General features: G+C 43.3%; 17 protein-coding genes. 10 read left to right on the forward strand and 7 right to left on the reverse strand.

Annotated elements, in window-relative coordinates:
- Positions 1 to 70: 70 nt before the first annotated feature.
- On the reverse strand, positions 71 to 592 hold the full coding sequence (gene hutX, locus ACED53_RS11465; protein ID WP_017100818.1) for a heme utilization cystosolic carrier protein HutX: 522 nt from the start codon (positions 590 to 592) through the stop codon (positions 71 to 73).
- 49 nt (positions 593 to 641) lie between these two features.
- Positions 642 to 2,051, reverse strand: coding sequence for a heme anaerobic degradation radical SAM methyltransferase ChuW/HutW (hutW, locus tag ACED53_RS11470; RefSeq protein ID WP_017100819.1), 1,410 nt, complete (start codon positions 2,049 to 2,051; stop codon positions 642 to 644).
- 160 nt (positions 2,052 to 2,211) lie between these two features.
- Between hutW and ACED53_RS11475 the strand changes: the two genes are divergently transcribed.
- The 6 genes from ACED53_RS11475 to ACED53_RS11500 all read left to right on the forward strand — a co-directional run bounded on the left by ACED53_RS11475 (position 2,212) and on the right by ACED53_RS11500 (position 7,114).
- Positions 2,212 to 2,973 (forward strand): energy transducer TonB, encoded by a 762-nt coding sequence (locus ACED53_RS11475; RefSeq protein ID WP_029225468.1) that lies wholly within the window; start codon positions 2,212 to 2,214, stop codon positions 2,971 to 2,973.
- 2 nt (positions 2,974 to 2,975) lie between these two features.
- Positions 2,976 to 3,677 carry a MotA/TolQ/ExbB proton channel family protein gene (locus ACED53_RS11480; protein WP_012600261.1) on the forward strand — a complete coding sequence of 234 codons (702 nt, stop codon included), beginning with the start codon at positions 2,976 to 2,978 and terminating at the stop codon, positions 3,675 to 3,677.
- Entirely contained in the window at positions 3,674 to 4,087 is a 414-nt protein-coding gene (locus ACED53_RS11485) for a biopolymer transporter ExbD (protein WP_009845734.1), read from the forward strand. Before ACED53_RS11480 ends, ACED53_RS11485 begins: the two co-directional genes overlap by 4 nt.
- Before the next feature lie 175 nt (positions 4,088 to 4,262).
- Positions 4,263 to 5,153 (forward strand): hemin ABC transporter substrate-binding protein, encoded by an 891-nt coding sequence (locus tag ACED53_RS11490; protein ID WP_017100821.1) that lies wholly within the window; start codon positions 4,263 to 4,265, stop codon positions 5,151 to 5,153.
- A 141-nt stretch (positions 5,154 to 5,294) separates the two neighbouring features.
- On the forward strand, positions 5,295 to 6,332 hold the full coding sequence (locus ACED53_RS11495; protein ID WP_029225469.1) for an iron ABC transporter permease: 1,038 nt from the start codon (positions 5,295 to 5,297) through the stop codon (positions 6,330 to 6,332).
- The gene (locus ACED53_RS11500; protein WP_017100823.1) at positions 6,332 to 7,114 is read left to right on the forward strand and encodes a heme ABC transporter ATP-binding protein; all 783 of its coding nucleotides are present in this window, start codon (positions 6,332 to 6,334) and stop codon (positions 7,112 to 7,114) included. The genes ACED53_RS11495 and ACED53_RS11500 overlap by 1 nt, the downstream gene beginning before the upstream one ends.
- A gap of 393 nt (positions 7,115 to 7,507) precedes the next feature.
- Here the strand turns inward: ACED53_RS11500 and ACED53_RS11505 are convergent, their stop codons facing one another.
- Positions 7,508 to 7,969, reverse strand: coding sequence for a TetR/AcrR family transcriptional regulator (locus ACED53_RS11505; protein WP_009845738.1), 462 nt, complete (start codon positions 7,967 to 7,969; stop codon positions 7,508 to 7,510).
- Between the two features lie 529 nt (positions 7,970 to 8,498).
- Here ACED53_RS11505 and ACED53_RS11510 point away from each other — a divergent pair.
- Complete coding sequence (locus ACED53_RS11510; protein ID WP_009845739.1) at positions 8,499 to 8,798, forward strand: YfcZ/YiiS family protein; 300 nt, start codon at positions 8,499 to 8,501, stop codon at positions 8,796 to 8,798.
- A gap of 36 nt (positions 8,799 to 8,834) precedes the next feature.
- On the opposite strand, the gene ACED53_RS11515 is transcribed toward ACED53_RS11510, so the two are convergent.
- Positions 8,835 to 9,137, reverse strand: coding sequence for a YnjH family protein (locus ACED53_RS11515; protein ID WP_012600256.1), 303 nt, complete (start codon positions 9,135 to 9,137; stop codon positions 8,835 to 8,837).
- A gap of 101 nt (positions 9,138 to 9,238) precedes the next feature.
- On the opposite strand from ACED53_RS11515, the gene ACED53_RS11520 reads away from it, so the two are divergent.
- Positions 9,239 to 9,838, forward strand: coding sequence for a hypothetical protein (locus ACED53_RS11520; protein WP_012600255.1), 600 nt, complete (start codon positions 9,239 to 9,241; stop codon positions 9,836 to 9,838).
- A gap of 165 nt (positions 9,839 to 10,003) precedes the next feature.
- Here the strand turns inward: ACED53_RS11520 and ACED53_RS11525 are convergent, their stop codons facing one another.
- A complete protein-coding gene (locus ACED53_RS11525; protein ID WP_029223825.1) occupies positions 10,004 to 11,110 on the reverse strand; it encodes a 1-acyl-sn-glycerol-3-phosphate acyltransferase in 1,107 nt (368 codons plus the stop codon).
- A gap of 175 nt (positions 11,111 to 11,285) precedes the next feature.
- On the opposite strand from ACED53_RS11525, the gene ACED53_RS11530 reads away from it, so the two are divergent.
- Positions 11,286 to 11,912: a hypothetical protein gene (locus tag ACED53_RS11530; protein WP_017097078.1), complete on the forward strand. Its 627-nt coding sequence runs from the start codon at positions 11,286 to 11,288 to the stop codon at positions 11,910 to 11,912.
- A gap of 122 nt (positions 11,913 to 12,034) precedes the next feature.
- Here the strand turns inward: ACED53_RS11530 and ACED53_RS11535 are convergent, their stop codons facing one another.
- Both ACED53_RS11535 and ACED53_RS11540 read right to left on the reverse strand, forming a co-directional pair.
- Positions 12,035 to 12,526 (reverse strand): hypothetical protein, encoded by a 492-nt coding sequence (locus ACED53_RS11535; RefSeq protein WP_009845744.1) that lies wholly within the window; start codon positions 12,524 to 12,526, stop codon positions 12,035 to 12,037.
- Positions 12,527 to 12,548: 22 nt separating this feature from the next.
- Complete coding sequence (locus ACED53_RS11540; protein WP_017097080.1) at positions 12,549 to 13,070, reverse strand: nicotinate-nicotinamide nucleotide adenylyltransferase; 522 nt, start codon at positions 13,068 to 13,070, stop codon at positions 12,549 to 12,551.
- Positions 13,071 to 13,179: 109 nt separating this feature from the next.
- Between ACED53_RS11540 and nadE the strand changes: the two genes are divergently transcribed.
- Complete coding sequence (nadE, locus tag ACED53_RS11545; protein WP_017100824.1) at positions 13,180 to 14,010, forward strand: ammonia-dependent NAD(+) synthetase; 831 nt, start codon at positions 13,180 to 13,182, stop codon at positions 14,008 to 14,010.
- Positions 14,011 to 14,107 lie beyond the last annotated feature (97 nt).

Here is a 14,107-nt window from a genome sequence, read left to right on the forward strand (position 1 = left end):
GTGGACCTCGAGCATTCATATTTTCTTTAAGCTAGCTGGCAATCTTATTTAAGCTTGATGTTGACTGTACTTAAGCTCGTTCTTTTAGTGCTTTGAAGCGTTCAACTTGGTCGACAATCAGCTCTCGCTTTTCATTGCGACCTAGGTAAATCTTAAAAATGTTTTCGCCTGTTTCACTGAAGAAACCGAAGTAATGACTTTCACGCCCCATGAACGCCTTGCTCACCAAACCAATATGTTTGATGTTATCCAGTTTTAAGTGGCCATGCAGCTCGCCTTCTTTACCCATCAGATTGTAGTAACCACGCGCTACTTTACCTTTAGGAAACGGCGCCTTTACTTCAAAGATTGAGCCAAATGAATGCATAATTGTGGTCACTGGGCCCCAACCAACCAAACCTTCTAGAATATCTTGAGCACGGCTGCCATCTAGCATCACCGCCATGTCTCCAGGAAAAGCAGCCACTACTTCAACTTCTGAAACTCCTAGCTTCTCAGCAATCGCAGTAGGAAGCAGTTTTGGTTCTTCTTCTAGAATGCGTGCGACACGTTGTTCTAAAGTTTCTGTCATTGCTAATGTTGTATCTTTCATTGAATAGATTTCCGTATAAACAAGTAAGTTATGAATTAAAAATTCGAGACTAAGCGCGCTTCAAACTTGCATGCGGGTGAGCACCCAAGCCAGAGGCAGTTGGTGCTGGGTGCGAGGTCTGATATTCAGTGTTAAGCACTTGAATCACACTCTGTGCAAGGCTTACCGCCCAGAAACTGCCAGCTATAGTCAGGCTCAGGTAATCTTCCGAAAGATCAACTAGGCCATTCTTTTCCCAATGTGAAAACAGAGGCTTCAGGTAGTCAAACGTGTCTTGCCCCATAAAACTCGGCAACTTACTTCTTCTTACAACACCAGAATCAAAACCGGCTTTCAATGAAGAGAAGGTTGGCTCTAGTGAGCTTTGCTTGGTCATCATGGCTATTGGCAATTGACCTTGCTTTATAGACTCCATGTAGCTGTCTAAAGTTCGATGTTGCATCACACCATGACCACCGATGTTGCCACCAGCGCCACAACCAATGGGTAGAACTTCGGCATAAGTTTTCGCTAAGCTGTTGTAAATGCTGCGTTCGCGGTTATCACGAGTCCAGTGATTCACGCTCAGTTGCTTAACCTTGTGCTTTGCCATGAACTCAACGCCCGCCAAGTACATACTCGCCTTATCTGGCGTATTAGCAGGTGGTGGGATTTTTCCTTTCTCAACAAGATTAAGCATAGGCGCGTTGCCCGAAACAATCAGTTGGTAGAGGTCAATACCGTGTGCGCCAGTCGACATGTAGTCTTCTAAATCTTGTTGAAATACTTCCATAGACTGGTGTGGCAACCCGTATAGCAAATCAAGAACGATAGGCGCTTGTTCAGTGCGACTCAGTGAACTGATACGTTCCAACACAACTTCTCGGTCATCCAAGCGCTTAGCACTGCGTCGAACTTGAGTATTGAAACTTTGAATACCGAATGAGAAACGATTGAAGCCACCTTCCAGCGAACGATCAAACATCTCGTCGCCAAATCGATTAATCCGCCCTTCTAAGGTCATTTCCACATCGTTCGCTAATGGGAAGTGTTGACGAATAGCCTTACCTAACAGCTCAACTTGTAGAGGAGATAAATCGGTGGGTGTTCCACCACCAATATAGACGGCGTGAAATAGTCCAGACTGAGCCCAAGAGGTTTTAGCTTTTTGCATTAGCTCAACCATCAGTGCATCAAAATACTCATCCACTAATTTACGGCTTGCGGCATTTTGGAAGAAATTGCAGAACGTACAACGCACGCGACAAAAAGGAATATGGATATACAAACAACGTTTATCCTGTTTCTTTCCTTCACTTAGCATCAATTCATCAAAGATTTCCAATTTCTTGCTCGGGTCGACCGGGATTGAGCTTCCCCCAGCATGTGCAGATTGCTTTTTGGCAAATGCAAAACGAAGTGGGTCTGGGCTAGAAACGCCCAGAATTGATTCGTCAAACTTATGTATATCAACGCTCATATAATCTCTCTAAACACTTATATAGCAAAGCCTGGAAGACTGTTTGCTAAAACTGAGAGAATCATAAATAGACGCAAATGATAATGCAATTGATAATTGATCTTATTTAGATTCTAAGTAATAATCCGATACATATTTTAGATTTGGTGAAGGATTGAATGTGAACGTTCCTAGATATGTTATTGCAGGCGGTGCATCGTTAGTGATTCATGCGGCGATGTTATTTGTCGCTCAAGAATCCAAAGTCTTTGCAATGCCAGCAGGTAGCCAATCGAACACGGTATCGATCAACTTCACTCCAAAGAGCGTTCCCTCACAAGCTCAGAAAAAAACCGTTACAGAGCCAGTTGAGCCTGAGCCAATCAAGGAAACTGTCTCACACCCAGAACCTAAACCTGTCGAACCGAAAGCAGTAGAACCAAAGCAAGCCAAACCCGCACCAAAGAAAAAAGCGATCACCAATAAGCCTCAGCCCAAGAAAGTAGAGAAAAAGGTTGTGGAGAAGACAGTCGAGAAAAAGCCGATTCAAAAAAAACCAGTGACTCAACCAGAAAAGCTGGCCGACAAAAAAGTCGATAAAAATATGGACGAGTCCGCCAACCAACCTCGACAAGTTAACCAAGGCGTATCTAACCAAGAGCCGGTGTTAATCACTAGGCCCTCTTTTTCAGCTCGTCCAACACCACCAAGCTACCCACGCCAAGCAAGGCGCCGAGGCGTTGAAGGTGTCGCAACTTATGAGGTCTGGTTAGATGCTGAAGGAAAACAAATTAAACAGGCATTAGTCAACTCATCAGGCGCACTAATGCTCGACAACGCTGCTTTGAAAGCCATTAAGAAATGGAAGTTCTCACCTCATACTGTAAATGGTCGAGCAATTGCTCACCGTGTGCAAATACCTGTTCGTTTTAAGTTGGATTAACCATGCAACAAATCAGTTACTTACAAGATCAACTTGGCCTAATGACATGGCCTCTTCTTATCTGTTCAGCATTAACAGCAATGATCATCGCAGAGCGTATCTTCCAAGTCATGCTAAGCATTGGGGTTGGCAAACGCGCTATTCGTCATGAGCTCAATCAGATTTCACCAACCAATAGCAAAGAAATCGAAGCATTAGCACAATCTATTTCTGGTAAACGACCTCTGCTGTACAAGGGCGTGTCGATGCTGCTTGCTCACCACTCTTTCTCAAAAGGTTTACGTGAAGATGCAGCAGGGATTTGGCTACAAGAGAAACGCCACCAGCTTCACGCAGGTTTAAGATTGCTTGGCTTGATCGGCGTCATCAGCCCGCTAATTGGCCTGCTTGGCACAGTACTTGGGCTTATTGAGATGTTTAAAGGCGTTGCCGCTACAACAGGCAGCATCACGCCTAATGATTTGGCAGACGGTCTTGGATTAGCAATGAGAACCACTGCTGCGGGTTTGATGATTGCGCTTCCTGCGATTTCAGGAGCTCAACTACTCGGGTTATGGGCCGATCGAGTGCTAGCTCAGTTAGAACACACTCTGAATTATGTGAATGTTTGGCTAGAAGGCATGTCAATTCAAACCAGTCAGTCTGGCGACACTCAAGGGACTCCTGTCAGCAAAGCCTCTATCGGTGATGTGAGCCAAGCATGATTAAAACGCCCCACTCATCTCAAACACAGAGCTTAGTTCCGGATTTAACACCCTTACTGGACATTATATTTATCGTGATGGTTTTCCTTCTACTGACAGCATCAGTGAAGTTGGAGTCATTAGAGGTGGAGCTTCCGAGTTCTGATATTAAAAACGTTTCTGAAGTTCATAAAGATTCGATTAGCGTCAATATCTTAGATCACGAACCTTACTGGGCGATCAACGGCCAAGAGTACATCGACTGGGAAAACTTCAAGATCGCACTGTTAGAAGAAACAGGCACATCGGATAAAAAACCGATCATCATTGGCGCCGATAAAGCAGCTAACGTTGAGAACTTAGTGAAGTTGTTGTCGTTCTTACAAGAAAACGGTATTCCAGCAACCCAATTACTCACGGAGGAAGGCTAGAACGACTCTTAAATTTTCATGAGACCTAGCACCTTTTATGAGATTGGACTCTTTATTGATAAGACCAAATAACCAAAGCCAGCTCTCTATCGATTCAAACTCAACATGCGGACAGGCTGTTCACAAAGCATCTTCGCGATTACTCTCCATCAAAAGAAAGTACAAATACATTATTATGAAAGACTTAAAAGTGCTCAATAAATTAAAGAACAACAAACATTTACTCGCAATCGCCGCGATGGGGTTGGTACTTGCAGCACCTATCGCCAATGCTGACGACGCAAAACAACTTAGAATCATCAGTGCTGGCAGCGCCGTTACCGAATTAGTTCTTGCTCTGGGTGCTGAAGAGCAGTTGATTGCAATTGATGTGACCAGTCACTTACCTCAATCAAAAAAGCTGCCAAAGATTGGTTATCACAGAAACCTTTCTGCAGAAGGTTTGATTGCTTTGTCGCCAACCACACTGATTGGCTCAGATGAGATGGGGCCAGACAACGCCATTTCTCAATTAAAATCTGTGGGTATCGATGTCGAGATCGTCAACACCGAAGCAAACGTTGAAGGGCTACTAAAGCGTATCGACCAAATTGCAAAGATTACCCATACCGAAGCTCACTCACAGCAAGTGAAAGCCGAAGTGAATCAAAAAATTGCAGCACTGAAAGCTAACCAAGTACCCAACAACGAAGCGAAGAAAGTTCTGTTCCTATTACTGCATGAAGGCCGTCCTGCAAATGTTGCTGGCGGTGAAACATCACCAAACGCGATCATTGAACTGGCTGGCGGTGTTAACCCTGCCGCTCAAAGCCTGACATCCTACAAACCACTGTCGATGGAATCACTGGTAGAAATGCAACCAGATGTGATTTTAGTCAGTGGCCGTAGCTACCAGAAAATAGGCGGCGCTGATGCCATTCTTAAATCGTTACCTATGCTAGCGGCAACGCCAGCAGGCATGAACAAGCAAATCATTACCGTAAAGGGCAGCGCTCTAGTTGGAGGGCTTGGTCTTGAAAGCCTCTCTGAAGCGAAGCGAATAAACGCACTTATCTATCCGCTATAACTTATTTACCCGTTATAACTTATCTTCCCGCTATAACTCACTACCCTATTTTTACTGTTACTTGCTCAATCCTCACTACCGCGTCGCTTTCGTAAAGTCGGCTACGAGGTTTGAAGCTAGTGATAGACATTGAGGCTCTTTATGTTGTTACGATCCGTCCCACTAAAAACATCGATGTTAGGCTTCGGCGCTATCCTAGTCTTAACCGCGCTGTACTCGGTCACCGTTGGGCCTATGGACATAAGCTTAGCTGACAGCGCAGCTAGCCTATTCCAACCCAGCAATGACTTAGCTCCCCACATCAATTTGGTGATTCAAGAGATCCGTTTACCGAGAACCATCTTATGTATGCTAATAGGCGCGATTCTCGCATTATGTGGTGCCGTCATGCAGGGGCTATTTAGAAACCCGCTTGCTGAACCTGGGATCATCGGCGTCTCTGCCGGAGCTGCATTAGGCGCGGCGTTGGCTATTGTTCTTTTCTCTGAACTTTCACTGCAATACCCTGCTTTTATGAACTTTGCGGCCGTACCAGTATTTGCCTTTTTAGGTGGCGCTTTAACCACGCTGCTGGTTTATAAGCTAGGTACGGGAAAATTCGGTACTTCAGTTACCATCATGTTGTTAGCAGGTGTGGCGATCAGCGCACTATCAGGCGCAGGTATTGGGTTCTTAAACTTCATCGCTGATGACCAAATGCTGCGTGATCTTTCGTTATGGTCGATGGGTTCACTAGCAGGAGCGAAGTGGTCAGGCATTTTGCTTGCTGCAGTCACACTCGTTGGATTGTTTGTTGTTTTCTACCGCCAAGCAATGTCACTGAATGCTCTATTACTGGGCGAGTCAGAAGCGCAACACCTTGGCATCCCAGTACAGAAACTCAAGCGAAAGCTGATTCTACTGACGGCTGCGGGCGTTGGTATCACGGTTAGCTTGTCTGGCATGATTGGCTTCATCGGACTGGTTATTCCTCATTTAGGTCGTATGTTGGCTGGCCCTGACCACCGAATTCTGTTGCCACTATCAGCAGTGTTAGGCGCGTTACTATTAACAGCTGCAGACATGGCCTCACGCGTGGCACTGGCTCCAGCTGAATTGCCAGTTGGTATTGTCACTGCAATCATCGGCGCTCCATTTTTCTTGTATCTACTATTTCAACAGAAAGGGAGAATCCTTTAATGTTTCCTGCAGCGTTAAAAGCAACCGACATCGAAGTGAAGTTCGGCAACAAAGTGATTTTAGATGGCGTTTCTATTGAGATTGAAGCAGGAAAGGTAACCACACTACTTGGACCAAACGGCGCAGGAAAAAGTACGCTGCTGAAAGCTTTATGTCAGGAGATATCGAGCACTGGTGATATTCAGTATTTTGGACACACCAAAAACAAGTGGTCTTCTCAAAAGTTGGCTAAGCACTTGGCGATGCTTCCTCAACATAGTACGTTGACCTTCCCTTTTCTGGCACACGAAGTTGTCGAGCTTGGTGGTATCCCGTTGCAAGAGTCCAACAAGAAGCTCACTAGCATAGCTAGCCAGAAAATGGATGTTGCCGATGTGTCTCACCTAAGCAAAAGGCTCTACCCTTCTCTATCTGGCGGTGAAAAACAGCGTGTTCACTTGGCTCGAGTGCTAACCCAACTTCACTATTCTGGTGACCAATGTATCTTGATGCTTGATGAACCCACATCAGCACTGGATCTTGCCCATCAGCACAACACGTTAAAGATCGCGAGAGAGTTAGCCGACAACCACAATGCCGCGGTTATCGTAGTTTTACATGACTTAAACCTAGCCGCTCAATACTCAGATCGATTGATAGTTTTGAAAGAGGGAAACTTAGTTTGCGATGGCAGCCCTTGGGAAGCACTTAAGCCTTCGATGATTGAAGATGTGTACGGCTACATAAGTATTGTAGAAAAGCACCCAACCATGAACTTCCCCCAGGTTCATCCCGCACAATAAGCTCGATTAAGAACAGGTTCGTTTTGAGTATTCGCTTTCTCTAACAACCACACCATTCACCGCCTCGATTTCTTCGAGGCTTTTTATTGTCTCACAGCCCCTCTCTCGCCTTAAAATCAATTTTGTTAGCTACCATGGCAATACCCCTTAAAACGGCTCACCTTGAGCGTTTGAGGCTCTAGAAATAAACACCATCAGTTAATGTTAGTAAGCTTTTAGTTACTCAGAAAGATGCAGGCGAAACCCTAAATATCTAAAAAGAAAAGAAATAACTTTATTCAGCACAAAGACAAGATAACGACAACGGTGTGAGAGCTAGAGGAAAAAAGAAAGAAAAGTGAAACTACAGGTACAAAAAAAGCCCCCTCAGGAGCTTCTTTCATTGCGTGTTGATTATTGGCTCATATGAATCAATGACTTACCAATCAACCACTCTAGTTCTTTACCACTAGCATCACCAAACTGAGTTTCAGTTAGCTTGTACAAGCGGTCGATACCGTTTGCCGCAAACTCATGTGCATTCTCGGCAGTAACGATATGATGGAAAAGTAAACGTAAGATCGCTAGGAACTCAGCATCTTCAAGTGCTGCAACCCAGCTAGCCGAAAATGCATCAAGGCCATTTTCAAAGTCAATGTGTTCCATAAACATCTTGAAAATACGACCGTCTAGAGCAGCAGTAAAATCCGTTTTCTTTGGAAAGTGATGACTTATACCTGTACGAGAAACGCCTGTTTGTTGACTCAACGTCGTGTATGACATTTTGTCGTAACCCAATCTCAATAACTGGTCTACAACGGCATCCATGATCTTCTGGATCGTGATTTCTGTATCTTCTTTACTACGCTTTGGCATATTCAGGTTCTTCTCTTTGTAAATCCATCTAACTCAACCGAATGAAGTCAGAATGAAAATCGTTATCAGCATTATGTGAGCAAGGTATTTTTTCGCAAGTATTTCCATTAAATACCCACAAATACTTTGTACGAACAATTTTACAGTGTTGCCTCTTTGGGCACTTTGTTTAATTATTCTTCGAAAATCACCTTACAATCCTAAGTCGATAAGTTTAAATAACTACTTAGAATATGAAATACCCAACGAAAAATTCATTGTATAAATAACTGTCAAGCGATAGATACTCTTATAAAATCAATCCTGGCGCAACTAAGTGAATGATATTCTGACAAATAAATAACGTACCTCTTCAGGAAAACGTGATATTAATCACATACATATTTATCGTCGCGAATATACATATTCATTAAATATCCTATCAAACAGCATAGCATACCAGTAAAAATTAGTTCAAAGATTTTGATTTTTGTAGATACAGTTCAAATTGCTCGCTAGAATAACCGCAGACTTTGTAAGAGGATTATTTATGAGCCAAGATATTGGTAACAATGATGTATGTGAGGCTTGCGGCTGCGCAGGTGAAATCGGGTTTATCATTAAAGAAGGCGACGATGTTGCCGAAGTAACGGTTTACGGTAACTCTAAAGCACTCATTGAAACTGAGTTTGCTAAGTACGTTGAGCTTGCTAAACAAGTGTCTAGCAACGTTGAGTTTGAAGCATCAGAACTGACAGAAGAAAGCACAGAATTAAATGCTCGCTTTAAGTTTGAAGTCAGCGCTGAGAAGATTATTTTCGAACTTAAGACTCGCTCTCTAGCACGTTAATATAAGCACCAACACTCATACCAATGAAAGACGAGTTTATTTCTCGTCTTTTTTTATAATCTCAATCCAGCCTAGAGCACCATTGGTCTCAAAATCATTTTCGGCAGCACATCGAATCAACACTCCTGAAACTTCAACGACCGCACCTAGGCTATAGGCCTTATCATCATAATAACAAACTCGTTGCTGTGAACCACTCTGAGTGACGACGACTGCAGCCTTAGCGGGCGTTGATATTATTTTATTAGCATTCGCTGATGCTGAACAAAATACAGAAGTTACAATCACAAAGCCTTTTAGAATTTGACGCTTTATTTCAATCACAGATTCGCCTTTCATTGTGTTCTATTCTTTTTTACCGACCAACAAATGAGTAAAACACTATGCGAGAATAATTTTTTCATTATAGTGTTAACGTCTATCGTAATAAGAAGCTTGTTATGCTCCGAATAATCGTACTTATTATTGGTTCTTTAACCATAACAAATGTGACTGCAGAACCACTCGATCAGTATCAAATATTGAACCATCTGGATAATTACGGAAACTTATATTTACGAAATAAGCCCTATACATCGCTACCGACAGGATTGGTCGTCGATGGCAATTTAAATATAGAAAAAACCGCAATCACTCGCCTTCCCAAAGGGTTGGAAGTTAAGGGAAGCCTTAAAGGCGGTAACAGTCTACTAGCCCGAGTTCCATCGGGCGTAAAAATAAAAGGCTACGCCGACTTGATAGGAAGTAAGATTACCCGTTGGCCAAAAGGTGTGAGAGTGGGTGGATTCATCAACCTCACAGATACCCCCCTAATACGGCTTCCCAACGGCTTTAGAGTAAAAGGAGACCTAAGCGTGATCCGTACTCCTTTAACCGAGCTACCCAACGGGATAGTGGTTGATGGCGATTTATATATTGGCGGATCTGCAATTACAGAATTTCCCGATACCATGACGGTCAAAGGCAATATCTACCTAGGTGGTAACACGATTACCACGTGGCCGACCCAATTAGATCTTGGTGGTGCTGTTGCTCGCTAACCTGCCGTTCGATTCATTGATTGATTGATTGATTGATTGATTGATTGATTGATTGATTGATTGACGGTAATAGCAGTACTTAGAAAAAGACACCTATACCGCTATAAAAAAGGAGCCTTAGGCTCCTTTTTCAATTCAATCAACGAACTTGTTTGCTAACGCTCGTTAACCAATATTCTTCACTGGGTTCGCATAGCTATCGATCAAGTACTGACGAGCACCTTGTGGCAAACTCGATAGTTTATCTTCAAACTCTTGCTTCACCGCAGCTGTAATCGACTCGTCTTCTTTTTCTGCAGCCAGTAAGTTCACAGGAAATAGTTTGTAGTTATCATGGATCTGGCGGTCAATCTCTTGAGCAAGTGCTTCAGGCGTATCGAAATCTTGGTCAATAACCTGACCAAAACCAACATGAACACGCCCTTTATTACCGATGATGCCTTGAATGATACTTTCGATATCTTCAAACTCACCCTTTTCGTAACTGCCGTTTACGTCTTTTTCAAAAAGCTCTATTGCTTTCGCGGTGTCACATGGATCGTTTTCGTATGAAATAGCCACAGGAACGATCTTCAATGATTTCACGTACTCAGGAAATACGATTTTTTGCTTACGCCCTTCAACATGGAACATCTTCAGAATTGCTGGCTCTGTGAAGTCATTGCCGTCTTTTGCACGACCTTCTTTCTGAGCGATCCAAATAGAGTTACCTGTTTCTAGAGAGTGCTTAATGTACGAAGACAATTGTCCAAGCGCTTTCATCATTTCACGTGGCCCTTTTAGAGAACGCTTTACGATGAAGCTTTTGTTCAGACGCATCAATTCAGTCGCACATGGCTTCTTTAGTAGGTTATCACCAATGGCAATACGGCAAGTTTGATGATTTTTCAGATGCAAAGCGTAATTAACTAACGCTGGATCCATAGCAATGTCACGATGGTTTGATACAAACAGGTACGCTTGGTTCGCATCCAGTGACTCTAAACCCGTGTATGTCACCCCTTTGGTGGTTTTAGCGAGCGTATCGCGTAAGTACTTTTTCACTTCGATCTGAATGGATTCAACGCTAGTCAGCTTGCTCCATTTCATTTTCAAGTACACTCGCAAGATCGGGCTCATTAACGCTTTGAACCAAGACGCATGGTTTGAAAAACGATAGTGCAAGATCGCACTGATAAATTCTTCATCATTAATAAGACGGTTTAGTGCCGCTGGAATTTCATCATCGCCGTAAGGACGAATATCAACATATGGATCGGTTGGAGAGGTCATTTTTTCATTCATATAATAAAAAGCTGGCTCATTCTACGCGTTGTTTTGACTTATCGCAGCTACAGAGCCCATACTTTTGACAAGGTCAGACCAGAAACATCGAAAATGCCCTGTTATTATTGGCATTCTTTAAGATTAACGGTAATCTTGACGCCCCAAGACTAAGGTACTATCTATGAACTTCGCTATTGAATATACATCGGCTTACTTTTCACACCTGGTGATTACACCACGCAAAAAAGTACTTAAGCATAGCCTTGTATCGGTTCAAAGTGGTTTGGTTTTGATTAAGCTGGGCAAACAAGAGTATGCCGTCGAGCCAGGTCAGAGCGTCTGGGTTCCATATGACTGCCTAACATCACTGACCTACTTTCCAAACACACAGGTCAATCGTGTCGACTTTTCTGTGCGCTTGACGGATTCATTCCCAAGACAAGCGGGATACGTCACGCAAACGAACCTCTCTTCTGCGTTGCTAGAAAAGCTAGAAGTTACTAAGTCTCGTAGTCTAAAAACGAATAATACTGAGCAAGCGTTTAAAGATATGCTTTCTGTATTGAAGCAAGAAGTGTTGTCGTTTAAACCACTGCTTTGTGAAAGTGCTCTGTCTCAGCGATTCAATCAATGGAATGTTGATGATTCGAACTTACCGCAAGAGCACACATTGGTGATGGTAATGCGCGAGGCGAAGAAACGCATGCAATCAGGTCAGAAACGTACTCTTGTGATTGATGACCTGTTCTCAGGTAAAGAAGAAGAGTTCGAGCAACTGTGCATGCTCGTGTTTGGTGAAGATTTATAGCTTGGCGGTAAGTGAGAGCTGGTATTAAAACTAGCAAGCCAAATACTAAAAAGCCGCAAAAACTCAGTTTTCGCGGCTTTTTTAATTCTTAGCACTTAGACAGAAAAGAATGAACTACCTGTCTAGAATGGCAGCTCAACCTGCATCATTAAGTCTGCATCACTAGAGTCATGCCAACGGTAATCAAAACGCATACGCGGCTGCCCTTCTACTTTATCACCAAAACCTATGCTCAGCTGAAGACCATGGTTCATCAACCACTCTTCTGTCGACATATTATACTGTTCATCTTCCAGCTCTTCTGGAAACCACATACCGAGACCAACATAGTTAGACTCAAGGCTCTGAGTTAACAAAGGCGCATCTTTGCTTTGAATAACCCAATCAGACCAGTAATCAGGCTTAGTTTGAGGTTCTGGTTCGCTTAACCCACTAAGCTCCAACATACTTTGGCCGAAAGCTTCAAGGCTCGTAGAAAAGTCTAAACAGCTATTTTCGTCATCAGAAGTCAGCATTACCGAATCTAGGCTAAAAAAATCACACTCAGCATATGCAGGTAAACTGCATGCTGCAATGATCATCGTCGCTGGTATCGCGCGCTTTAGCATAGTCATCAGACCTCTTGAGTGAGTGAATCTACATTATTGTATACAGTCCACTATCTTGCAATATCTTTGTAACTGACTTTGTACTCAGTTTTGCAACATCGCTTCCACTTATCAGCGCATTGCGGATATCAGTACTACGAATTTTCACTTTTTCAGGGCAAGCCATTACAGACCACTGCTCGGTAATCTCATCTGATTTATAAAAAGATGAGAACTTAAAGAAGTTGTCAGGACCTATAACGAACGTGAGTTCCGCATCACGATGTAACTTCTGAAGTGCGCTGAGCACCGCATAAGTCGTTACGCTTTCACCTGGAGTAAATAGGCTCTTTTCGACCAAAGAAAGTTCTACTTGATCCAATGAAAGATCGCTAATAAATGCGTTAACTAACTGACATCTCGTATCAAAGTCTAGCATCTCTTTTCCCCAAGCATGAGCAATGCTTGGAACGAGTAGAATTTTGTCGAAGTGAGCCAGTGAATCAATCACACTTTTATGACCTAAGCTCGGTGGATTAAACGCACTACCGAAAATGGCTATTTTTTCCATGGTTTATTGCTGCCTTCTCTTTCTAAGCTTGTGCAAAGAGGTTTTTAAATCGGATGATTTAGGTATGATAACACTAGATTTTTAATTTGCTTGCAGGAAAGGAATACGAATGGAACAGTTAATTCGTGACGAAATGCGCGTACTACCTTCAATTGACCCTCACTTCGAAGTGACTCGTCGTGTGGAGTTTATCAAAACGAAACTTCAACAGTCAGGATGCAAATCACTGATCCTTGGTATCAGTGGTGGTGTCGACTCAACAACCTGTGGCCGCTTGGCACAGATGGCCGTTGATAGCCTAAATGAAAGCGCTGGTAGCGACGAGTACCAATTCATCGCGGTTCGTCTACCTTACGGTGAACAAAAAGATGAAGACGAAGCACAGCTTGCTCTCTCTTTCATTCAGCCTTCTCAATCTGTTTCTGTCAACATTAAAGCGGGTGTTGACGGGCTTCACGCAGCTTCTCACGTGGCTTTAGAAGGCACAGGCTTACTACCAACAGATTCTGCAAAAATCGACTTTGTGAAAGGCAATGTGAAAGCTCGTGCTCGCATGATCGCACAATACGAAATTGCTGGTTACGTTGGCGGTCTTGTGATTGGTACTGACCACTCAGCGGAAAACATCACTGGCTTCTACACTAAGCACGGTGACGGCGCATGTGATTTGGCACCACTGTTTGGTTTGAACAAACGCCAAGTTCGTGAGCTTGCAGCAACGCTGGGCGCTCCAGAGCAACTTGTTAAGAAAGTACCTACTGCTGATCTAGAAGAGCTTGATCCACAGAAAGCCGATGAAGCAGCCTTAAACCTTTCTTACGATCAAATTGATGATTTCCTTGAAGGCAAAGAAGTGCCTCAAGACGTATCCGATCGCTTAGTTGGCACCTACAAAGCAACACAGCACAAGCGTCAACCAATCCCAACGATCTACGATTAATTTTTGAATTAGTCTCAGAATCAAAAAGGCCGGAAGCTCATTTACGAACTTCCGGCCTTTTCTATTTAGTGTTCTTTAATGCGTTTTTCGTAATGAT

Source organism: Vibrio sp. 1F169 (assembly GCF_041439605.1).
In the GTDB taxonomy this organism is placed as follows: Bacteria; Pseudomonadota; Gammaproteobacteria; order Enterobacterales; family Vibrionaceae; genus Vibrio; species Vibrio tasmaniensis_A.